This is a genomic window from Burkholderia sp. Ax-1719 (assembly GCF_011753055.1).
GTDB lineage: Bacteria > Pseudomonadota > Gammaproteobacteria > Burkholderiales > Burkholderiaceae > Paraburkholderia.
Map to the genome: position 1 here is coordinate 111,173 of NZ_VWWJ01000022.1, position 21,272 is coordinate 132,444.

Annotated in this window: 23 protein-coding genes; 9 read left to right on the forward strand and 14 right to left on the reverse strand. The window is 62.5% G+C overall.

Features of this window, described 5'->3' with window-relative positions; all coding sequences use genetic code 11:
- Positions 1–61 precede the first annotated feature (61 nt).
- The 4 genes from F3J17_RS28405 to F3J17_RS28420 all read right to left on the reverse strand — a co-directional run bounded on the left by F3J17_RS28405 (position 62) and on the right by F3J17_RS28420 (position 2,965).
- The gene (locus tag F3J17_RS28405) at positions 62–487 is read right to left on the reverse strand and encodes an organic hydroperoxide resistance protein (RefSeq protein WP_167067121.1); all 426 of its coding nucleotides are present in this window, start codon (positions 485–487) and stop codon (positions 62–64) included.
- 339 nt (positions 488–826) lie between these two features.
- Positions 827–1,393: a TetR/AcrR family transcriptional regulator gene (locus tag F3J17_RS28410; protein ID WP_167067125.1), complete on the reverse strand. Its 567-nt coding sequence runs from the start codon at positions 1,391–1,393 to the stop codon at positions 827–829.
- A gap of 124 nt (positions 1,394–1,517) precedes the next feature.
- Entirely contained in the window at positions 1,518–2,153 is a 636-nt protein-coding gene (locus F3J17_RS28415) for a LysE family transporter (protein WP_167067128.1), read from the reverse strand.
- Between the two features lie 101 nt (positions 2,154–2,254).
- Complete coding sequence (locus tag F3J17_RS28420; protein ID WP_167067131.1) at positions 2,255–2,965, reverse strand: CerR family C-terminal domain-containing protein; 711 nt, start codon at positions 2,963–2,965, stop codon at positions 2,255–2,257.
- 188 nt (positions 2,966–3,153) lie between these two features.
- Between F3J17_RS28420 and F3J17_RS28425 the strand changes: the two genes are divergently transcribed.
- The 4 genes from F3J17_RS28425 (at position 3,154) to kdgT (ending at position 8,594) form a co-directional block, all read left to right on the forward strand.
- Positions 3,154–4,212, forward strand: a complete 1,059-nt coding sequence (locus tag F3J17_RS28425) for an HlyD family secretion protein (RefSeq protein WP_240161192.1) — start codon at positions 3,154–3,156, stop codon at positions 4,210–4,212.
- Positions 4,148–5,809, forward strand: coding sequence for an MDR family MFS transporter (locus tag F3J17_RS28430; RefSeq protein WP_167067137.1), 1,662 nt, complete (start codon positions 4,148–4,150; stop codon positions 5,807–5,809). Before F3J17_RS28425 ends, F3J17_RS28430 begins: the two co-directional genes overlap by 65 nt.
- Before the next feature lie 19 nt (positions 5,810–5,828).
- Positions 5,829–7,316, forward strand: coding sequence for an efflux transporter outer membrane subunit (locus tag F3J17_RS28435; RefSeq protein WP_167067140.1), 1,488 nt, complete (start codon positions 5,829–5,831; stop codon positions 7,314–7,316).
- A gap of 243 nt (positions 7,317–7,559) precedes the next feature.
- On the forward strand, positions 7,560–8,594 hold the full coding sequence (gene kdgT, locus F3J17_RS28440; protein ID WP_240161188.1) for a 2-keto-3-deoxygluconate transporter: 1,035 nt from the start codon (positions 7,560–7,562) through the stop codon (positions 8,592–8,594).
- A 6-nt stretch (positions 8,595–8,600) separates the two neighbouring features.
- Here the strand turns inward: kdgT and F3J17_RS28445 are convergent, their stop codons facing one another.
- Positions 8,601–9,134: a cytochrome b gene (locus F3J17_RS28445; protein WP_167067143.1), complete on the reverse strand. Its 534-nt coding sequence runs from the start codon at positions 9,132–9,134 to the stop codon at positions 8,601–8,603.
- The gene (locus F3J17_RS28450; RefSeq protein WP_167067146.1) at positions 9,131–10,189 is read right to left on the reverse strand and encodes a catalase family peroxidase; all 1,059 of its coding nucleotides are present in this window, start codon (positions 10,187–10,189) and stop codon (positions 9,131–9,133) included. Before F3J17_RS28450 ends, F3J17_RS28445 begins: the two co-directional genes overlap by 4 nt.
- Before the next feature lie 211 nt (positions 10,190–10,400).
- Here F3J17_RS28450 and F3J17_RS28455 point away from each other — a divergent pair, with 211 nt between their 5' ends.
- Entirely contained in the window at positions 10,401–10,793 is a 393-nt protein-coding gene (locus F3J17_RS28455) for a GFA family protein (RefSeq protein WP_167067149.1), read from the forward strand.
- A gap of 53 nt (positions 10,794–10,846) precedes the next feature.
- Here the strand turns inward: F3J17_RS28455 and F3J17_RS28460 are convergent, their stop codons facing one another.
- The 7 genes from F3J17_RS28460 to F3J17_RS28490 form a co-directional block, all read right to left on the reverse strand.
- A complete protein-coding gene (locus F3J17_RS28460; protein ID WP_167067152.1) occupies positions 10,847–12,289 on the reverse strand; it encodes an NAD-dependent succinate-semialdehyde dehydrogenase in 1,443 nt (480 codons plus the stop codon).
- Between the two features lie 144 nt (positions 12,290–12,433).
- Positions 12,434–14,593 carry a phospholipase C, phosphocholine-specific gene (locus F3J17_RS28465; RefSeq protein ID WP_167067155.1) on the reverse strand — a complete coding sequence of 720 codons (2,160 nt, stop codon included), beginning with the start codon at positions 14,591–14,593 and terminating at the stop codon, positions 12,434–12,436.
- Between the two features lie 57 nt (positions 14,594–14,650).
- Positions 14,651–15,106 carry a hypothetical protein gene (locus F3J17_RS28470; protein ID WP_205195000.1) on the reverse strand — a complete coding sequence of 152 codons (456 nt, stop codon included), beginning with the start codon at positions 15,104–15,106 and terminating at the stop codon, positions 14,651–14,653.
- 303 nt (positions 15,107–15,409) lie between these two features.
- Complete coding sequence (locus tag F3J17_RS28475) at positions 15,410–15,682, reverse strand: hypothetical protein (protein WP_167067157.1); 273 nt, start codon at positions 15,680–15,682, stop codon at positions 15,410–15,412.
- A 120-nt stretch (positions 15,683–15,802) separates the two neighbouring features.
- Complete coding sequence (locus F3J17_RS28480; protein WP_167067160.1) at positions 15,803–17,362, reverse strand: MlaD family protein; 1,560 nt, start codon at positions 17,360–17,362, stop codon at positions 15,803–15,805.
- Positions 17,363–17,478: 116 nt separating this feature from the next.
- Positions 17,479–17,679 carry a hypothetical protein gene (locus tag F3J17_RS28485; protein WP_167067163.1) on the reverse strand — a complete coding sequence of 67 codons (201 nt, stop codon included), beginning with the start codon at positions 17,677–17,679 and terminating at the stop codon, positions 17,479–17,481.
- A 57-nt stretch (positions 17,680–17,736) separates the two neighbouring features.
- Positions 17,737–18,399, reverse strand: a complete 663-nt coding sequence (locus tag F3J17_RS28490; protein ID WP_167067167.1) for a DUF3313 domain-containing protein — start codon at positions 18,397–18,399, stop codon at positions 17,737–17,739.
- 254 nt (positions 18,400–18,653) lie between these two features.
- On the opposite strand from F3J17_RS28490, the gene F3J17_RS28495 reads away from it, so the two are divergent.
- The 3 genes from F3J17_RS28495 to F3J17_RS28505 all read left to right on the forward strand — a co-directional run bounded on the left by F3J17_RS28495 (position 18,654) and on the right by F3J17_RS28505 (position 20,215).
- On the forward strand, positions 18,654–19,235 hold the full coding sequence (locus F3J17_RS28495; protein ID WP_167067170.1) for a TetR family transcriptional regulator: 582 nt from the start codon (positions 18,654–18,656) through the stop codon (positions 19,233–19,235).
- A gap of 101 nt (positions 19,236–19,336) precedes the next feature.
- Entirely contained in the window at positions 19,337–19,666 is a 330-nt protein-coding gene (locus tag F3J17_RS28500) for a hypothetical protein (protein ID WP_167067173.1), read from the forward strand.
- Between the two features lie 84 nt (positions 19,667–19,750).
- Complete coding sequence (locus tag F3J17_RS28505) at positions 19,751–20,215, forward strand: RbsD/FucU domain-containing protein (protein ID WP_167067175.1); 465 nt, start codon at positions 19,751–19,753, stop codon at positions 20,213–20,215.
- Positions 20,216–20,237: 22 nt separating this feature from the next.
- Here the strand turns inward: F3J17_RS28505 and F3J17_RS28510 are convergent, their stop codons facing one another.
- On the reverse strand, positions 20,238–20,567 hold the full coding sequence (locus tag F3J17_RS28510) for a DUF1330 domain-containing protein (RefSeq protein ID WP_167067178.1): 330 nt from the start codon (positions 20,565–20,567) through the stop codon (positions 20,238–20,240).
- A 429-nt stretch (positions 20,568–20,996) separates the two neighbouring features.
- Between F3J17_RS28510 and F3J17_RS28515 the strand changes: the two genes are divergently transcribed.
- Positions 20,997–21,239, forward strand: coding sequence for a hypothetical protein (locus F3J17_RS28515; protein WP_167067181.1), 243 nt, complete (start codon positions 20,997–20,999; stop codon positions 21,237–21,239).
- The last annotated feature ends 33 nt before the right edge of the window (positions 21,240–21,272 follow it).

Here is a 21,272-nt window from a genome sequence, read left to right on the forward strand (position 1 = left end):
GGCCCTGACCTGGCCCGCTCCGTCACCATCCGACGCGTTTGATCCTGTTTCCGCTGCGTCCTTAGACGATCGTCAGCGTCACGTCGATGTTGTTGCGCGTGGCGTTCGAGTACGGGCAGACGATGTGTGCCGCGTCGACCAGCTTTTGAGCGGCAGCGCGGTCCAGGCCCGGCAGCGAGATGCGCAGTTCGACCTGGATGCCGAAGCCGTTGGGGATCTGGCCGATGCCCACGTGGCCGTTGACCGAAACGTCAGCCGGGATCGCGATCTTGTCGCGCGCCGCCACGAACTTCATCGCGCCGATGAAGCAGGCGCTGTAGCCCGCTGCAAACAGCTGTTCCGGGTTCGTGCCGTCGCCGCCTGCGCCGCCCAGTTCGCGCGGCGTGGTGAGCTTGAGGTCCAGGTTGCTGGCGGGCACCACGGCGCGGCCGTCGCGGCCTCCGGTTGCGGTGGCTTCGGCGGTGTAGAGGACTTTTTCGATCGACATGGTGGTTTCTCCAGTGTGGGCAATGTTGCCAGGAAACTGCGGTGATAAATCGTTAGTCATCCAGACCGATAGCGGTCTTCGCGACAGGTGCTTGACTGCGTAACTTCGACGATAGCGTTCGATCGTGGCGTCTGCGTGATTGTGATCGGATCACCATCGTCTTGCTTCAAATACTATCTATCACTAGATAGATATAGGGCGACGACATCAGCATACATTAGTCTCTGTCTGACTTCGCGTCCCTTAACAAGGCTATCTATCAGAAGATAGATAAACCGTTCTGCAAAAAGGCGGTGAACCGCCTTCCTTGAATCTTTTACGCCAGTCGCCCTGCAATGCTCAGGGGGCGACTTTCCACATGGCCTCGACGTCTTCCAGACGCGTCTTCGTGTGAAACAGCCGGCTTGCCAGCACACTGCCTTGCAACGCGGCGAACAGTGTACGCGCCGCGCTTTCCGGCTTGCCGCGCGCCACCAGCGTGCCTTCCTTGACACCTTGGGCCAGCACCTTTGCCAGCCACGCCTCGTTGGTGCGAAAGAACGCCTGCACAGCTTCGCGCACGGCTTCCGGCAGCGTCTCGATGTCGGCGGCCAGCATGCCGCACAGACAGATCTGATTGCCGTCACCCAGCGTCTTGCCGAAGAAGCGCGTGTACATCGCGAGCTTCTGGTCGGCCGGCAACGCCGGATCGACCGCTTGCAGCGCCTGCATGACTTCCTCGCTGTACTGCTTCACCGCCTCCAGCACCAGATCGTCTTTCGACGGGAAGTAGTAGTGGATGCTCGACGTCTTCACGCCCACGAGTTCAGACAGATCGCGATAGCTAAACCCGTTGTACCCCCGCAGCATCATCAACGTGATGGCGTGGTCGAGAACCTGTTCGCGTACTGTCAACTTCGTGTTCATGGGCTCTAATTTATCTACTGGAAGGTAGACTGTCAAGCGCTGTCTGGAAATTTTTGTTTCGCGGCTGGGTTTCCTTTGGGAAACGGGCGGCTGGATGCCGCCCGGGACAAGAATTCAGACGGCTTCAGAGACCACGATGGCCGGCGCTGACAATCAGGCGCAGGCCCAGCGCGGCGATCGCACCGGCGGCAACACGATCGATCCAGCGCTTCGCACGCAGATAGAGATCGCGCGGACGCTGGCTCGAAAAGCTGAGCGCGACCACGGTGTACCAGCCCGTCTCGATCGCGAAAACCAGCGGCGGCAGGGCGAAATAACACCAGAGCGGCGGATGTTGCGGCAGCAAGGCCACGAAGATACTGCCGTAGGCCACGGCCGTTTTGGGATTGCTGAGTTGGGTCGTCAGGCCGGTCCAGAACGACTTGCCCGGATGCGCAGCCTGAGTTTCGCTCTTGCCCATCGACACCGGCTGGCCAGCGCCGCGCCAGATGCGCGAGGCGATGTAGAGCAAATAGACGCCGCCCGCAATCTTGAGCCCCGCATAGAGCCAGGCAACCGTGGCGAGCAAGGTATACAGCCCGGCGAGCGCGATGCCCGCAAAGCAGATCGCGCCGATACCCATGCCGAGCGCGGTCGCCACGCCATCGCGCCGCGACAGCCCAATCGAATTGCGCGCGACCATCACGAAGCTGGGTCCGGGACTCATCGCACCGAGCAAAACGGCGGCGAGGATGCTGACAACGGCGGTAGTGGGGGACATGGCGACCTTGGGTGGGCGGAAGGGGTCTTTAACAGTAGCACGCGTTTCCGATACGGCATTAAACGCCTTTCAATTCTCTTATCGGAAACGCGTAGCTGCCTTCACGTCTTGTTGCGCTGTCGGCTCCAGTGCTCCAGCAGCACACGTGTCTGCTCGCAGACGCTGGCCTTCAGAAACTCGGCTTTCTCACGATCGATCTCGTTCCATTCGAGCGTCGTCAGCGCCGAGCGGCGCGCGATATGGAACACCAGCAATTGCCCATAGAGGCTGAACATGCGCACGGTGGTCAGCGTGTCGTCGGCGCGGCTGCCGGTGATGCGCGCCAGCAGTTCGACGTTCACGGTATTGAGCGGCGTACGCACGCGCTCGCGCAGCACTTCCGAGCCGACTTCCGGTTCGCCGCCGCCTTGCTCGCGCGCGAAGAACAGGCGTTGATCGGGTTCGCTGCTCTTGATGAACGTGCGGTCGGCTACCGCGCGCTGGATGTCGAGGAAGGCTTCAATCAGCGCTTCGGTGTCGCCGTTGCGTTCCAGCACGGCACGCGCGCGCAGCACGGCGGGTTCGAATGCTTGCCAGGATTCGTCGGCAATTGATTCGGCGCACGCGCGGTAAAGCCCTTCCTTGTTTTCGAAGTAGTACTGCAGCGCGGGGGCATTCACGCCCGCGCGGGCGGCGATGTCGCGTGTGGAAGCGCCTTCGAAACCATGCTGCCCGAACAGGCTGATGGCGGCTTCGATGATCTTGCGGCGGGTTTCGTCTCCGCGCGCATAACCGCCCGCCGAGGGGCGGCGCAGTCGTTTTGGTTCGTTCATGTCATGTGGGGTTGCGGCTTGGCTGACGAAAATATAACACTTGACAGAATTTTTCCGGGTGGAATAATTTTGCCAACTGGAAATAATCTTTTACTGGGGTTGTGAAAATCATGTCAACGACTGCGGGAGCGCCCGGGCGCGAAGTGCCGGGCGACGCCGTTTCGCCGGAGAAGCGTGGCAATAAACGCATGGTGCTGATCGGTCTCGGGCTCGGGGCGCTGGTTGCCGCCGGCGTCTGGGGCGGTCACTGGTGGCTCGTGGGCCGCTTCATCGAAAGTACCGACGATGCCTATCTGCAGGCGGATAGCGTGACCGTCGCGCCGAAGGTCAGCGGCTATGTCACCGACGTCTATGTCGCCGACAACCAGACCGTGAAGGTGGGCGATCCGCTCGTGAAGCTCGACGCGCGCCAGTATCAGGTGGCGCTCGATCAGGCCAACGCGACCATCGACGCACGCGCCGCCGACATCCAGCACGCCGATGCGCAACTCGCGCAGCAGCGCGCCAACATCGCGCAGGCGCAGGCCCAGCAGGAAGTGGCGCGTGTGAGCTTGCGTCACGCTCAGGACGAAGTTGCGCGCTATACGCCGCTCGCGGCGACCGGTGCGGAAACCACCGAGCGTCTGGCTGAACTCAAGAGCAACCGCGACCAGGCGCAGGCAACCCTGGCCGCCGATTCCGCCGCCGTCGAAGCGCAGCGTTCGCAGGTCGCGGCACTGACGGCGCAGCAGGCGCAGGCGCGTGCGCAGCTTGAAGCGGCGCGCGCCAGTGCGGCGCAGTCGCAACTCGATCTGGACAATACCGTGGTCAAGAGCGCGCTCGCTGGGCGCGTGGGCGATCGCACGGTGCGCGTGGGGCAGTACGTGCAACCGGGCACGCGCATGCTGACGGTCGTCCCGGTGCAGAAGACTTACCTCACCGCGAACTTCAAGGAAACGCAGATCGGCCGCATGCGTATCGGTCAGCCGGTCGAGCTGTATGTCGACGCATTGCCGGGCCACACGCTGCATGGCGTGGTGGACAGTTTCTCGCCGGGCACGGGCGCGCAGTTCGCGCTGTTGCCGCCGGAAAACGCTACGGGCAACTTCACGAAGATCGTGCAGCGCGTGCCGGTGCGTATCCGGCTCGATACCGGTCCTGAAACGCGCGGCGTGCTGCTGCCGGGCATGTCCGTGACCGTCGATGTCGATACGCGTTCCGCGCGCGACGACGATCGCCGTATCGACGCCGAGAACCATCGTGGCTGATCCGGCAAGCGCGGCAACAGGTACGACCCCGGCGCCGCACCCGCACGGCGAGCGCGCCAGCGCCGCCGACTGGATCGCCGTGGCGGCAGGTGCATTGGGCGCGCTGATGGCGACGCTCGATATCTCGATCACGAACTCGGCGCTGCCGCAGATTCAGGGCGAAATCGGCGCGACCGGCACGGAAGGCACGTGGATTTCCACGGGCTACCTGATGTCCGAGATCGTGATGATTCCGCTTGCGGCCTGGCTCACGCGCGTATTCGGACTGCGAAATTTCCTGCTGGCGAATGCGGCGCTCTTTATCGGCTTTTCGATGATGTGCGGCTGGTCGGGCACGCTCGGCCTGATGATCGCCGGGCGCATCGGCCAGGGCTTCACGGGCGGCGCGATGATTCCCACCGCGCAGACCATCATCCGCACGCGGCTGCCGCTTTCGCAGTTGCCGGTCGGCATGACGGTGTTTGGCTTGATCGTGCTGCTAGGCCCCTTGCTGGGTCCCGTGCTGGGCGGCTGGCTGGCGGAAAACATCAGCTGGAGCTGGTGCTTCTTTATCAATCTGCCGGTGTGTATCGCGCTCATCACGCTGCTGATCGTGGGGCTGCCCAAGGACAAGCCGCATTGGGAAGCCTTTCTCAAAGCCGACTGGCTGGGCATCGTGGGCCTTGCCGTGGGTTTGAGCACGCTCACGGTCGTGCTCGAAGAAGGGCAGCGCGAGCGCTGGTTCGAATCGCACATGATCGTGACGCTGACCTTTGTCTCGCTGGCGGGCATGGTGCTGATCGGCATTTCGCAGTTCGTGGCGAAAAAGCCCATTTTGCGGCTGTCGCTGATGCGCAATCCGCGTTACGCCAGTGTGATCGTGATTGTGTCGGCGGTGGGGGCGGGTCTTTACGGCATTTCCTATCTGCTGCCGCAGTTCCTCAGCATCGTGGCGGGCTACAACGCCGAACAATCCGGCGCGATCATGCTGCTGTCCGGCTTGCCCGCGTTTCTGGTGATGCCAATCCTGCCGCGGCTGCTGGGCAAGGTGGATTTCCGCGTGCTGGTGGTGAGCGGTCTGCTGCTCTTTACGCTCAGTTGCATGCTCGATATTTCGCTGACCGCGCAGAGCGTAGGCCACGATTTCGTCTGGTCGCAGCTGATTCGCGGCGTGGCGCAGATGCTGGCGATGATGCCGCTCAATCAGGCTTCGATGGCGGCGGTCGCGCGCGAAGACTCGGGCGATGCGGCGGGCTTGTACAACATGGCGCGTAACCTGGGCGGCTCGATTGGTCTTGCGATCATCGGCACGCTGATCGACCGGCGCGAGACCTATCACACGGCCGTATTGCGCGAGTCCCTGAGCGGCAATTCGCTGATCGGGCAGGAGCGTCTCGCTTCGGGCGCGGCGAACTGGTTCGCGCAGACCGGCGATATGGCGTACTCGCAGATGCAATCGCTCGGCCAGATCGCTACGCAGATCCAGCAGCAATCGACAGTCATCACGTACTCCGAAACATTCTGGGTGCTCGGCATCGCGCTCGCTGCCTGCGTGCCGCTCGCGCTCCTGCTCAAGAAACCGCAGCCCGGCGTGAAGGCGCCGTCAGCCGGCCACTGATGCTTCATTTTCCCGACTCATGACGGCAATTCGCTCGTATCAACTCACATTCCGATCGGCACTCGCGCCGGTCACGGCGCTGGCGGCCGCCTGCGCGCTTGCCGCTTGCACCGTTGGCCCCGACTATCACGGCGCGCCGGCGGTGGCGCCCGAGGCGGCCAGCGCAGCCACCTTCGTGCGCACGCCCGCACAGGGCGTCACGCCCACGCGTGCGCCCAGCCAATGGTGGCTGGCGTTCAACGATCCGCAACTCAATGCGCTGATCGCCGCTGCTTTCGAACATAACCCCGACCTGCGCGCGGCCCAGGCGCGGCTGCGCGAATCGCGTGCGCAACTGCAGACGCAGCGCGCTGCGGAAATGCCGAAGGTCTCGGCTGCCGTCGCCGCGCCGCGTATGCGCGAGCCTAGCCTGAGCGCGTTTTCGCAGTCCGATGGCAGCAGCAGTTCGAGTTCGGGCGGCGGTGGCCCGCTGCAGTTCTACACCGCGGGCTTCGATGCCTCGTGGGAAATCGATCTGTTCGGCGGCACGCGTCGCGCGGTGGAAGCCGCGAGCGATGAAGCCGACGCCGTGCAGGCCGATCTCGCCGATGCGCAGGTTTCGCTCGCCGCCGAAGTGGCGCAGGCCTATATCGATCTACGCGACGAGCAGCAGCGTTTGTTGATCGCGCAACGAACTGCTGAGTTGCAGCAGCAATCGCTCACGCTCACTGAGCAGCGCCGCGCCGGTGGTACCGCTGCGGACGTGGATGTCGAGCGTTTGACTACGCAGGTCGAAAACACGCGATCGACGATCACGCCGCTCGCGTCGCAAGTGGAAATATCGCTCGATCAGCTGGCGGTGCTCACGGGCAAGGCCCCTGGCGCGCTCGATGCCGAACTGGCGACGCCGCAAGCGTTGCCGGTGTTGCCCGCATCGGTGCCGGTGAGCGATCCGGCCACGATGTTCGCGCAACGTCCCGACATTCGCGCCGCCGAGCGCCGTCTGGCGTCGAGCAACGCGCAGATCGGCGAGCATGTGGCCGATTTTCTGCCGAAGCTCACGCTGTTCGGCGACCTGGGCTTCACGGCTGCAGACCCCGGACATCTGCTGCGCAAGAACAATTTCAGCTGGGTGGGCGTGCCTTATCTGCAATGGAATCTGTTCGACTTTGGCCGCACGCTAGGCGCGGTGCACGGCGCAGAAGCGTCGCGCGACGAAGCCGAAGCGCGTTATGAAAAAGCGGTGCTGGCCGCACTGCAGGACGCGAACGGCGCGCTTTCGCGCTACGGTTATCAGCGCGAGCACCTCGTCACGCTGCAGAAGGTGCAGGATTCGGCGCAACGCTCGGCGGTGCTGATGCGTCAGCGTTATCGTGCGGGAACGTCGACGCTCGTCGATCTGCTGGACACCCAGCGTTCCGAATTTCTTGCCCAGCAGGACGTGATCTCGGGGCAGGCCGAGTTGCTCAAGGACTTCATCTCCATCCAGAAGAGCCTGGGTCTGGGCTGGCGCAGCAACGCAAGCTAATTGCCTTGCATGAAGGGATGCGATGCAACGCTGCATTCGCGCTCCCTGACTCAAATAGTGAGAAATTCCCGTGATTTAGCGGGTAAACGCTGAGCGTCGCCACGAAAAAAATCAAAACGCCACTTCTTTAGCGCTGCTACTATTTTTCCGAAGAAAGCATCCCGAGACTGACCGGGCGCGCTGCATGCCTTGCTTTGTGTCTTTAGCGACCCGGCAGCCGGACATGAAGTCCAAGGAGGAGGCATGAAGCTGAAGAAGGCCATCGACCGCATACCCGGCGGTCTGATGCTGGTGCCGCTGCTGCTCGGCGCCTGCGTTCATACGTTCGCGCTAGGCGCGGGCAAATACTTCGGTTCGTTCACCAACGGCCTGATTGCGGGCACCGTGCCCATTCTTGCCGTGTGGTTCTTCTGCATGGGCGCCACCATCGATCTGCGCGCCACTGGCACCGTGCTGCGCAAATCCGGTACCTTGCTCATCACCAAGATGGCGGTGGCGTGGATCGCTACGCTGGTCGCCGCTCACTATCTGCCTGTTGACGGCATCAAAAGCGGCCTTTTTGCAGGGCTTTCTGTGCTTGCGATTACCACGTCGATGGATATGACCAACGGCGGCCTCTATGCGGCGGTCATGCAGCAATACGGCACCAAGGAAGAAGCGGGCGCGTTCGTGTTGATGTCGATCGAATCGGGGCCGCTCGTCAGCATGATCATTCTGGGCGCAACTGGCGTGGCGTTTTTTGAGCCGCGTCTATTCATGGGCGCGGTGTTGCCGTTCTTCATCGGCTTCGTGCTGGGCAATCTGGACCACGATCTGCGCGAGCTGTTTGGCCGCTGTGTGCATCCGCTGATTCCGTTCTTTGGCTTTGCGCTGGGCAACGGTATCGATCTCAACGTGATCGTCACGAGCGGCTTTTCAGGGGTGATGCTGGGGCTGGGCGTGATCGTTGTGACCGGCATTCCCCTGATTCTCGCCGATCGCCTGCTCGCAGGCGGCAATGGCGCGGCGGGGTTAGCCGCATCGTCCACGGCGGGCGCGGCGGTGGCGAATCCCGCGATCATCGGCGAGATGATCCCGCGCTTCAAACCGCTCGTGCCCGCCGCAACGGCCATGGTGGCAACCGCGTGCCTCGTCACGGCGATTCTCGTCCCGATCCTCACGGCGTTGTGGGTGCGCCGAAGGAGCGCGCGGGAGGCGCTGCGCGAAAGTCTGGCGGATGCCTTGCCCGACGATTTCATGGGGCCGCAGCCCATTACGGGCCGCGACGCTCACGTATAGCGGCGATCAACCTCGCGCCATGCTCTCAAGCACGCCATCGCGTCGAATCAGCCCATGAAACAGCGCTGCGCCCAGATGCAGCAGCACGACCGCGAACAGCAGCATGGCGAGCCACGTATGTGCCGCGCGCAGCAATGCGTAGAGCGCGACGCTATGCGGTGCGATAGCCGGTAGGTGCAGCGCCCCTGCGAGCACGACGGGGTAACCGGCTGCGGACAGCATGGCCCAGCCGATCAGCGGCATCGCGATCATGAGCGCGTAGAGCACGAGATGCGAGGCGTGCGCGGCGACGCGTTGCCACGCGGGCATATCGCTGGGCAGGGCGGGCGTGCCCCGTGTGAGCCGCACGACTACACGCACAATCACGAGCACAAGGAAAGCGATGCCCAGCGGCCGATGCAGCGCAATCAGGCTGTTATGAAGCTGCGAGACGGTGGCAACCATGCCCACGCCAACGAACAGCATCGCAACGATCAGGACTGCCATTGACCAGTGCAGCAAGCGGGCGAGGCCGCTGAAATGCGCTTGAGCGGGTTTCATTGCTGGGCTTCTCCGTGTGCATGAGCGAGCGCCGCTTCTTCATGCGTGCGGCGGTTGAACGAGACCGAATAGGCGGCGGAGCGCGCGGCGAGCAGCGGATCGTCCGAGGGCTTCAGTCCATCGGGCAACACCGTCGGGTCGTAATTGACGTCGCGGCAGGCGCCTGCGCGTTGTGGCGTGGCCTGCCGCAGCACGAGCGTGCCCGCATCGATCTGCTCGCGCGAGGCCGGCCATTGCTGCGTGGCATCGCTAGTTTGATCCTCGGGCGCAGCCACGGTGAGCACGAGATGCCAGCGCAGCGGGCCTTGCGCGAGCCGCGCTTCGAGATCGTCGGCGAGGAAGTCGGGATTACGTTTCTGATCGGCCGATTCAGCCTCGTAAGGCGTTTGCGGCACCATCTCCCACCGTACCGCATGCGTATTGCCGTTGGCATCCGTGGCGATAAATGCGTTGATGCTCCAGAACGCGGTGTTTGCGAAGCTCGATGAAGGCGGATGTGCCTTAAGCCACTGGCGAAACGGCAGGGTTTCCGGATTGGCGCTAAAGAAAGCATCGAGCTTCGCGGGGTCGGGCTTGCCGGTCTTTGGATCGGGCTTCGAGGCAACCAGTTGCTGATAGAACTGATTCGGTGTGCGAACCACAAAAACCGGCGCGGAATTCATGCCAGTGCGCCACTGTTCTCCGTCGTTCAACTGAAACAGCAAGGCCATGCTGCGCACGGGTATGCTGGCGTCGGGCGCGGACGGATTGCTGCCCGGAATCGCGAAGCGGCCGATCACTGGCGTCTCGCCCGGCGCGAACACCGCCGCGCGCGAGACCTTTGCGCCATTGCCATTGCTCTCGAATTCGCCTTCCACGCACAGGCCTTTGGCGTGATTGCGCCGGTATCCTGCGTGGATGCCATAGTTCGATTCGAAGGTATTGACGATGTGGGGCGCGTCCACGCGTTTGGGCGTCAGCCAGCCCGCCGTCCATGCGAAGGCGGCGGCCGTGCAACCGATCACAGCCGCGATGGCGGCAAGCCGGCATGGCACGCAGATATCGGCGCGACTCATGATGCGCCTCCGCACCGCACGCTGGCGCGTGTGAGTCGCATGAGGATCGGCGAGCGTGGATAGAGCGAAGCGCGTTGGGGCATGATCGGTCCTGTCGAGGGTCGTGGTGGCCGTTACAGGCGTCAACAGGGTGAAGGCGCGTTCTATTCCCTGCGCATGCAAAGAAAGTGAAGCTGTAAGGCGAGCGCAAGAAAGCGCAAAGGAGCCGGCGATGCTGAAAGGGGGCTGTTTGTGCGGCAAGATCCGCTATGAAATCACGGGCGAGCCGATTGGCACGACCGCATGTCATTGCGCGGATTGCCGCCGCGCATCGGGCGCGCCGTTTGTCGGCTGGATGAGCGTGGCGCGCGATACGTTCAGGTTCGTTGCAGGCGCAACAAAAACCTACGCATCGAGTAAAGGCGTGGAACGGGGTTTTTGCCCCGAGTGCGGCACGCCACTTACCTATCGCAGCGTGGCGTATGCCGACGAAATCGATATCGCGACCGGTACGCTGGACGAGCCCGGCGATGCGCCGCCCGAGGATCATACGTGGACGTCGCAACAACTCGGCTGGGTGCGGCTGGCGGACGGATTACCCAGTTATCCGCGCAGCCGTTCATGAATGAAGTTCAGGCGATCAAGCGGGGCCGATGCGGCGCGCGCCGCATCGAACGATCAACGATGCTCGGTGACGAACTTGGTCACGAGGTACGGCTCCATCGCTTCGGTGCCGCCTTCCGAACCGTAGCCTGAATCCTTCACGCCGCCAAACGGTACTTCGGGCAGTGCAAGGCCGTGATGGTTGATCGACAGCATGCCGGTCTCGACGTCTTCCGAGAGCGCTGCCGAAGTCGCGCTCGAACGCGTGTACGCGTAGGCGGCGAGACCATAGGGCAGGCGGTTCGCTTCCGCAATCGCTTCTTCGTAGGTGGAGAAGCGCGAGACCAGCGCGAGCGGGCCGAACGGCTCTTCATTCATGATGCGGGCGGAAAGCGGCACGTCGGTCAGCACAGTCGGCGCGAAGAAATAACCTTCGCGGCCGATGCGTTCGCCGCCGGTATGCACCTTTGCGCCCTGTTCGCGCGCGTCGGCTACGAGGCGTTCCATCGCGGCGAGGCGGCGATCGTTCGCGAGCGGCCCCATCTGCACGCCTTCGGCCAGACCATTGCCGACCTTGATCGTTTTCGTAGCCGCGACGAAGTGTTCGAGGAACTCGTCGTAGGCCGCGTCCTGGACCATGAAACGCGTGGGCGAAATGCAGACCTGACCCGCGTTGCGGAACTTTGCGCCCGCGAGCAGTTTGGCGGCGCGCGGAACGTCCGCATCGGCGAATACGATGGCCGGCGCGTGGCCGCCCAGTTCCATGGTGGCGCGCTTCATGTGCTCGCCAGCCTTCGCCGCAAGCAGCTTGCCTACCGGCGTCGAGCCCGTGAACGAAATCTTGCGGATGGCCGGATGCGCAATCAGATACGACGAGACCTCGGCGGGCACGCCGAATACCAGGTTGAGCGCACCTTGCGGCACGCCCGCATCGATAAAGACCTGCACGAGCGCCGCGCAGCTTGCGGGCGTTTCCTCCGGTCCCTTGAGCACGACGGTACAGCCCGAGGCAAGCGCCGCCGAGACCTTGCGCACCGCCTGATTGAGCGGGAAATTCCACGGCGTGAAGCAGGCGACCGGACCCACCGGCTCGCGCGTCACGATCTGGCGGACAGCATCCGTGCGCGAGGGCACCACACGGCCATACGTACGGCGGCCTTCTTCAGCGAACCAGTCGATAACGTCTGCGCCTGCGAGCGTTTCACCCTTGGCTTCAGCCAGCGGCTTGCCTTGCTCGCGCGTCATGATGGCGGCGATCTCGTTTGCGCGTTCGCGCAGCAGGTCGGCGGCGCGGCGCATCGTCTTGCTGCGTTCGAGCGGCGAGACCTTGCGCCATGCGCCAAACGCGCGCGCGGCGGCATCGGCGGCGTCCGAGAGGTCCTGCTCGCTCGCGAGGCTCAGGCGTCCGATCTCCGCCTCGGTGGCGGGATCGATCACGGCAATCGTCTTCGCGCCGGCGCGCCATGCGCCATCGACGTAAATCTGGGTATCCGGATAAGGCTTCACGTTCGAAGTCATGATGGGACGATCCTCTTCAACGGTTGGGGGCGGGGGCCGTCTATTCTGCCACCGCTGCGCGCGCTTTGCAGGAGACGCAAATGACAAGGGCCTTCGATATGCTCGAAGGCCCTTGACTCAAGCGCTATTTAAAGCGCTTTCGCTTCAGCTGATCTGCGTGATGGGCGCAACGGCTGCCGGATCGCTGATACTCGGGCGGCCGGTTTCGACGTGACCGGCGTAGCGGCGCGCGAAAGTCGAATCATCGGGGCTGGTGACCGTGAGGTCGTACCAGTGATGACTCGACGCGAGCACCCACGGTTCCTCGATACGCGCATTGGCGGGCACCACCACGAGGCGCTCGCGCGCGCCGTAGGCGTTGTCCGTCACCGTGAGGCGTGCGATGCCGCCGCCGTGGTTGGTGAACTTGAGGAACAGGTTGCCGTTCGCCACGTCGTATTGCGCCGAGACTTCCGGCTGCGGCGTGCCGTTATGCTTGCCGAAGAACCCCTGCACCGACGAAGCCGCCGATGCCGAAGAGCTTGCCGCCGTGCCCGAGAAGCGGCGCACGAAGCCATTCGGGCCATGCACCTCGAAGGCGTAGACGCCGTTCGTCACGCTCAGATCCCACGTGTCGTCGAGCGACTTGCCCGCTTCGACCGTATAGCGCCACGGACCATCGGTGCGATTCGTGCCGTACACATAGAAGTGCGCGCCCTGGCGGCCCTTGTTTGCGAAGGTAATCGAGAGCGTCTGCTTCGACGGATCGACGTGCGCGTTCACGTGCAACTCGTAGGGCAGCGCGCGGGCATAGCGCACGCCCGGTTCCTGCGCGTCGATCGGACCCGGCGTGGCGGGCACGGTTGGCGCCTTGTTCGCCGAGCACTGGTTGTCGGCTTGCGACATATAGTTGCTCGTGTCCGGCAGCGAAGGCATCGACGAATCGGGCGTGCGGAAGTCGAACGCCGTGGTGAGGTCGCCGCACACCGCGCGACGCCATGCCGTGATGTTCGGCTCATGCACGCCAAAGCGCTCTTCGATAAAGCGGATCACCGAGGTGTGATCGAATACCTGCGAGCACACGAAGCCGCCCTTGCTCCACGGCGACACGATCGTCATCGGCACGCGCGGGCCGAGGCCGTAGGGCAGGCCGTCGGCGGTGTACTTGCCGCCGCGCCCCGGATTGACGACATTGTGGATTTCGCCATCCACGCTTACCGTCGATTTACCCTGGGTCGACGTGGTGGGCGGTTGCGGCGGCACGATGTGGTCGAAGAAGCCGTCGTTCTCGTCATACATGATGAAGAGCACGGTCTTGCTCCATACTTCGGGGTTCGAAGTAAGTGCGTCGAGGATCTGCGAGGTGTACTCCGCGCCGTAAGCCGGCGTGTATTTCGGATGCTCGGAGAATGCGGCGGGCGGCAGCAGCCAGGACACTTGCGGCAGCTTGTTCGCGAGCACGTCGTTCTTCAGATCGGCAATAGTACGCGCCGTCTGCGCGCGCTGATAAAGCTCCGAACCCGGTTGCGCGTTGATGAAGTTGGCGAAATTCTGCAGGATGTTGGTCCCGTAGTTGCCATTCATCGGATCGCTGCCGTTGGTGCCTTGCTGATAGATCTGCCACGTGATGCCAGCGGCCTGCAGGCGTTCGGGGTAGGTCGTCCACGAGAGCAGTTGATACGCGGGCGGCACATCGCCGTCCACATAGTCGTTGTTGTCGAGCAGCGGGCCGCCCATCGTGCCGGTCGGATCGACCATGCCCGTCATCAGATACGAACGGTTCGGGTGCGTCGGGCCCGGCAGCGAGCAGAAATAGTTATCGCAGACGGTGAACGCATCGGCCAGCGCGTAATGGAACGGAATGTCCGCGCGCATGTAATAGCCCATCGTCATATCGGTCTTGTACTGCGGCCACTGGTTGTACAGACCGTTGTTGATGGCGTATTGCGTCGGATACCACGAGTGGTCGAGATCGCCCACGCATTGCGCGCTGGTCGTCTGCGTATCCAGGTGGAACGGCAGCACCGGCTTGGTGGCGTCTTCCTTCGACGGCTGATACCAGACCGGCTGGCCGCCCGGTAGCGGGATCGGCAGGCGGTCGTTATAGCCGCGCACGCCGCGCAGATGGCCAAAATAATGGTCGAAGGAGCGGTTCTCCTGCATGAACACGACGATGTGCTCCACATCGCGGATCGAGCCCGTGCGCGAGAACGCCGGAATGGCGAGCGCGTTACGGATGGACTCGGGCAGGACGGTCATCGCTGCTGCGGCGGCGCCGGAGGAAGCGACAGTCTGCAGGAAACGGCGACGGCTGTTTGACGTCATTCTTGTTCACCTTTCTGCTTGTTGGATGAGTGTGTGCATAAGCACACGAACGGTGTATTACTGACGCGTCGTTGCGGTACTGCGGGAATCGGTGCTGTCGGTGGTGCTGTTGTCCGCGCTGTTGCCCGCGCTGGTGCTGGCTTGCGGCGGCTCGTCGCCGGGGGCATAGCTCATGACCGGCGCGACCTGCTGGCTGTCGGCGGCGAGGCTCGCCTGCACGCTTTGCACGGGATCGCTTGCGTAGGCGTAGCTGGCGGGGTTGGCGGCGTCAGCGGGCGCGGCGGTGCCGATGCTGCTGGCGAGCGTGGCGCTGCTTGAGTTGTTTGTGCCGCTTGAGCCGGCGTCTGCGGGAGCCGGTTGAAGTGCCGCGTTGTTCTGTTGCTGGCTCGGCGCGCTGGTCGTGTCAGACGCAGCCGACGATCCCATTCCCGGCCCGCACGCGGCGAGCGAGATGGTTGCTAGCACAACGGAAATCACGATTGCCGGTGACGGCTCGAACAGGCGTCTTTGCATGTGCGCTTGCACTCCGATGATCGGGTCGGCGCACAGTTTCTACGGTCTCGAAGAAAGAATTGTGAAACGCGTGTAAACGTTTGCGGACGATGATTTTTCTTATGCAAACGTTTTTAAAGCGAACGAAACAGGGTAAACAGTTGGTGTCGAAACCATGTCAATTACAAACTGTTTCTAATTCGTTCGAGCAGGTAAGTTTTTGGTGAAGGCAGGTCGAAACGCCGAATTGAAAGGCTTTTGAAAAAACAAGGCCGACGGAATCGTCGGCCTTTCAGGGGAACTGGATCAGGGAATACGGCGGTTTCAAATGGTGCGTTGGCCCAGCGCCTCCTCCACGATGCGTCGCCCGACGCTGTAGCCGCGCATCAACGCGTCAACCTCGGTCACGAACCAGCGGTCGCCAATGTCGGTAAGACGCATTTGCGGAAAGCACGGCTCCTGGCGGTCCGATTTGTAAATCGACACCATGGCGATGTAGCCGCTGTCTGCCATCCGCATTTTGCGCAGCACCGGTACTGAAATCGAATCGGTGCTGACTCGAATCGCATATCCCATGTAATCGTAATTGCGTTCCATGCCTGTGTATTCTCCGCGCATATCCAACACTTTTCTGGTTAACGAGCACCGCCAGAAAAAGTTGATAGCAAGAGATGTGCCCCGATTTCTTTAAATGATCGAACGTCTTTCTTTGCCTTTCTAAGGGGCGCCAGTTCGAGTCGGCGAGCCTTTTCCCCAGACAATTGATTCTGGATGCCGTTCCAGATAGTCGGCCAGCGCGTTAACGCTGACGAGCGTTCGTTTTAGCTGCGCCATGGCCCGATGAACATCCGACTGCAATGGGGAGTCCGCTTGCAGCGTCGCACGTGCCGCCGCGAATGACTGCTGCGCGGTGATGAGCGTGGCCTGCGCTTGCGGCACGACTTCGTCGTTGATCGTTTTGAATAGCGTATCGGCGCTTTTCAGCGAAGCGTCCAGGTGCGTTCCTATCTGATCGAATGGCACGCGATCGAGTCTCGAAACGATGCTGCTCAACTGATCCTGCAATTCTTCGATGGCATTGGGCACGGTGGGCAATTCCACCGGACCGCGCGCGACGTCGATATGAACGACCGGCGCGTGAGGGAAAAAATCGAGTGCGATGTAGCGCTGTCCCGTAAGCGCATTGCCCATGCGCAGTTGCCCGCGCAGACCTTGTTCGATCATTTTGCGCAGCAATGCGCGGCCACCGGAACTGTCGCCTTGCCCAAGTGTTTCCCGATAGCGGCGTCCCAGCCTGAATGGATAGAGATTGACGGTGGCGACCATGTCAAACACGCCGTCCGCGATGTTGCGATCGGCGTCGATCCGTACGACTTCGCCAAGTACCACGCCGCGAAAATCGACGGGCGCGCCCACGGCAAGGCCGCGTAACGATTCGTGAAAGCGCAGGCTGACGGGTGCGGCGGGGCCTTTCGCCGTCGCCACTGCATCGGCGAAATCGTCGTTGAGCGTGAATGCACTGTTCGAACGCGTGCTGACGTTGTCCACTAACTCTTCTGGAGAATCGAATTGCACGCCGCCATTCAGGATCGCCGCGAGCGACGGGGTATCCAGTCGTAGGCCGGTTGCGTTCAGGCGCACGTCGACCGCGCCCGTGCGCCACCAATGCGACGATCGGGTGACGTAACGGTCAAAAGGCGCGCTGACGAAAACGTCGATATCGACTTCTTCGCCTTGCTTGCGCAAGGTGTAGCCAAGGACACGGCCCACCCGGACGCGCCGAAAATAAACCGGGGAGCCGGCTTCAAGCGAGCCGAGCGACGTCGCCAGCAATGCGAATTGCGTGCCTTCGAGCGAAGACGAAACAACAGGAGGCGTATCCAGCCCGACGAAGCTTCGGCATACGGCAGTCGAGCGACCGGGTTCTACGGCGATATAGGGGCCGCTTACCAGCGTACCGGGTTCGGTCACGCTGCCCGCGTCGATGCGCGGGCGCACCACCCAGAAGCGTGCGCCGCACGCGGAAAGCCGCCTGGCGTTGCCTTCAAGTCGCACGATTGCCGTGACATGCGAGCGATCTTCGGAGAGACGGGTGGATTCCAGTCGTCCAACCTCGACGCTCCGGTAGCGCAGCCGGGTTTTGCCGACCTGCAAGCCTTCGCCTGTCGTGAACGTGATGCAGAGTTCCGGGCCGCGCAACTGTGCGATATACGCGAGCGCGCCCAGAATCGCCAGGAGCACAAGCGCAGCTAGCCACCAGGCGCGCAAGAACTGCATACGCCCCATCTATAGATTTCCCGTCACGATATCGCGCAAACAGCCAAACAGGCGGCGAAGCTTCGGCTTCAGCCGCGATAGCGCGCGCCGTAAGCTTCGCCGCGCTGCGTCGGCATTCATGGCGTGAAACCCAGAATCAGCGTCAGGTAAGCGAGGCTGACGGCCACACCAGCGATCGTGCCGAAGTAGTCCCGCGCGCCCGGCCCGTAGAGCAGGTGCGCCGGAATCCCCACGACCAGATACGCGACGATAAAAAGAATCGTGATCGTCAGCGGCGGATGTCCCACGGCAATAGCGGTCTGCACGAGCCGATTCATGATCAGTCATCCTGAATAAATGGGAAAAATTCCGCCGCTGATTCGAGCTTGCCCGGCTTAATGCAGTTGCGCGACCAGCGCTTGCGCACCCTTGTCGAGACCGGTCTTCGCGGCGCTGAGCGAGCCGAAAGCGGCGGGCAGATTCATCGCGTTGGGATACTGTTTGGCGATATAGGCTTTCAGGAGACGGCCGTCGCTGCTGTCATACACCTCGACGGCATAGGAGACCGAGCCGCTAAACGCGCCTTGGCCGCCGCGCACGGCCTGAACGCCGTTGTACAGATTGCCGGCGATATCGAAATGCATCGCCTGGCCGACGAGCGGCGTGGTGCGCTGCGCGCCCGTCAGCGTGATCTTGATGCGCAGTACGCCCGCTCCCGGCTGGCCATTCAACTGGAAGCGCTTGCCCAGATTCTCGGCGAACGTCTTTTGCGCGTAGCTGGCGAGCACTGACTTGTCTTCGTCTTTCATGTCGCCGAATTGCGCGTCGGCGCCTTGATAGACGCTCACGGGATCGAGGACGACCTGCGTGTAACGCGACCACACCACGGGCGCGGCATAGGCGAACGGCACCTTGGCGCGGTCGTCGCCCAGATTCGGCTGGAGCTTGTGGGCGGCGTCGATGCCGGAGTAGGCGACCGGCTGCACGCCTGCGCAAGCAGCGAGTGCGAGGGTCAGCGTGGCGGCGGTCAGGCAGGCGGTAAGTCGTGGGCCGAACATGTGAGTTTCCTTTGGTGAATTGCGCGCACGGATGGCGGAGTCGCGAGAGAGCATGGTTTTCCCAGCGGACGCAGCGTAACGCCAAACGCATAGAATGTAAACCGTCTACCCGGTTTGTTTTTGAGGGGCTGGTCGGCTAAGATAGCGCCTGCAACGCTGCGCGCAGGCCGCGCGACGGCGATTTTCAGTCCAGACCCATTCCAGATGCAGCGACTCGCCGGTCAGCTGCACGGCAGTCAAGCAATCAATTCGATATGGATAACCCGACTCGCTCAGAGCTTTCGCGCAAAAAAGCCATCGCCGCCGCGCTGGCGATTCTGACCAGAGAGGGCGTGGGCGCGCTGACCTTCGATTCGCTGTCGCGTGAAAGCGGCATCAGCAAAGGCGGCTTGCTGCATCAATTCAGGACGAAGCAGGGCGTGCTCGAAGCGCTGCTCGAGCATCAGCGCAGTGAGTTTCTGGAGATTGGCGCCGACTATATGAACGGCGAAGGGCGCGACAAGGCCGAGCCGACGCTGGCCGCGCAGATCGCCATTTTCCGCCAGGCCTTGAACCAGCCGCATTCGGTCGCGCGCGCGATGCTCGCCGTGATGGTGGAGTCGCCCAGCATGCTGGAAGCGAGCCGCGACCGCGACGGCGAGGTGACGAAATCGATCGAAAAAGAAGCGGCGGATCATGATCTTTCGCTGCTGCGCTATTTCGCGGCCAGCGGTATCGCGTTCAATCTGCTGATCGGACTGACTGAACTCGACGATGCCACGCGCAACCGGCTGTTCGACCGCTTGCAGGATGAAGATGGCTGGAAGGCGTTGCAGACGAAGAAGAAAGGGAAATGAACCGGCGGTGCGCGCGGCTGCGGGTTTCGGCCTGAAATACCGATCCCGCCGCCGCATTCAGGTACGATGGGAAGATGATGCACACCACCCTGGGGCCGCTCATGGACACATCTTCTCGCGAGTCGCACGATATTGCCGTCGAAGCACTTTCGACGCTATCGGAGTATCTCGAACGCTCGCTGGATAAGGGCGCCAGTCTGATCGTGGTGCGCTCCCAGCCCGACCGCAGCGATATCTATCTGGGCGATGCAGGCGAAGCGCAGGAAGAATGGACGCGCTGCGGTTTTATCCGCAATTCGCTGGTGGCGGAGATCCTTGGCGCGACCCAGGCGGGACTCAACTCATTGTCGATCGACGGGCAGACCTACCGCTTCGTACGCACGTTTACGCAGGTCGCCGAGCACGGCGCGATCGTTTTTTCTGCGGCATAAAGCGCCGCAGAAAAACAGTATTCCGAACCATTTTCGACGACGATCCGGGGCGCACCCATGCGTCTGTGACAAGGAGAAGACCTGGTGCTGAAGAATCTCGATCCGCTGCTCAGTCCCGACGTGCTGCATGCGCTCGCCGCGATGGGACACGGCGACGAAGTCGTGATCTGCGACGCCAATTTTCCCGCCGACGCCGTGGCGCGCGATTCGGTGTTGGGCCGTTTGCTGCGTCTGGTTGGCGTGGATTCACCGCGCGCGGTGCGGGCCGTGCTTTCGGTGCTGCCGCTCGATCGTTTCGTCGATCATCCGGCGCTGCGCATGGAAGTGGTCGGCGATGCGCATACGCTGCCCGCCGTGCAGCGCGAGGCACAACGCGAGGTCGATGATGCCGAAGGCCGCGCGGTGCCGTTCGCTTCGCTCGAACGCTTCGCGTTTTACGAGCGTGCGCGCCGCGCCTACTGCGTGATCGCCACGGGCGAGGTGCGCGGTTACGGCTGCTTTGTCTTCAAGAAGGGCGTGCTGCTGGCGGCAGACGCGCCGCACGCATAGCGTCCGCTCATCTCAAGCACGTTCACGCCGCGCGTTCGAGCACCTCGGTCGCGCGGTGCGGCTGTGCCACCTGATCGACGAGAAACACGTCGCCTCGCGCGTGCCGCGTACGCAGCGGCAAGATCGCCTGATAGGCCGGGGAGCGATACCACGCGCGCGCCGTCTCTCGGTCGGCGAATTCAATCACGATCAGATCGCCGCTGAAATGGCCTTCGAGCCGTTCCACGGGCCCGCCGTGCAGGATAAAACGGCCGCCGAATGGCGCGAGCGTCGCGTCGATTTTCTCCAGATACTCGATGATGTCGGCGCAGAGATCGACTTCGTGTAGGTGGCCGATGGCATAGGTCGTCATGATGCTCCTCGCTGGGGTGATGCCCGTGTAATGGGCTAGTAGCGAGGATAGGACGGCGCGCAAACCCGATCGATTACCTCAGAAGTCATGCGCCCCGTTGAAATGTTGACGTAACAAAATCGTCACATGAATCGGTGCTTCAAGTATTTTTTAGCGCGCTGCAAAAAACACTTGCCAACGCTAGGGGAAAACCCTAGAATGAATTCGTCTCCTCCATGTCTCCTCCTGATATGGATTCAGCCCGCCCAATTAGGCGGGCTTTTTCTTTTCCAGCGCCGGAATTCGCGCAGGCGCTGCGGCCCGCTCAGGGTCTTGCCTGATCTGCGGGTTCCGTAGAACGCCAGGCATCGAGAGTAAAATAAGTGGATTGGCGCGCCGCACGGGTCACCGTGTGAGACGCCGAATAGACAACGCCTCTTCAACGCTCCGATGAAACCGTCATCCGCGCAGGAACCCAAGCAAAAAGCCGAGGAGAAAAGCCGGCGCAAACCGCCGCCGCCCTGGCTGCTGAACACGCTGACCGCGCTCGTGGGCATTCTCACGCTCGCGCTGGGTGTGGGCTGGCTGATCCGCAGCTGGATCGTCGATATGGAGATTCCTTATTTCGCGATCCCGCTCGTGATGTGTGTGCCGGTGATCGTTGCTGTGGCGTTCCGCAACTTCTGGGACTGACGCGCGGCGTCGGCCCAGATCATCACCGCTCAT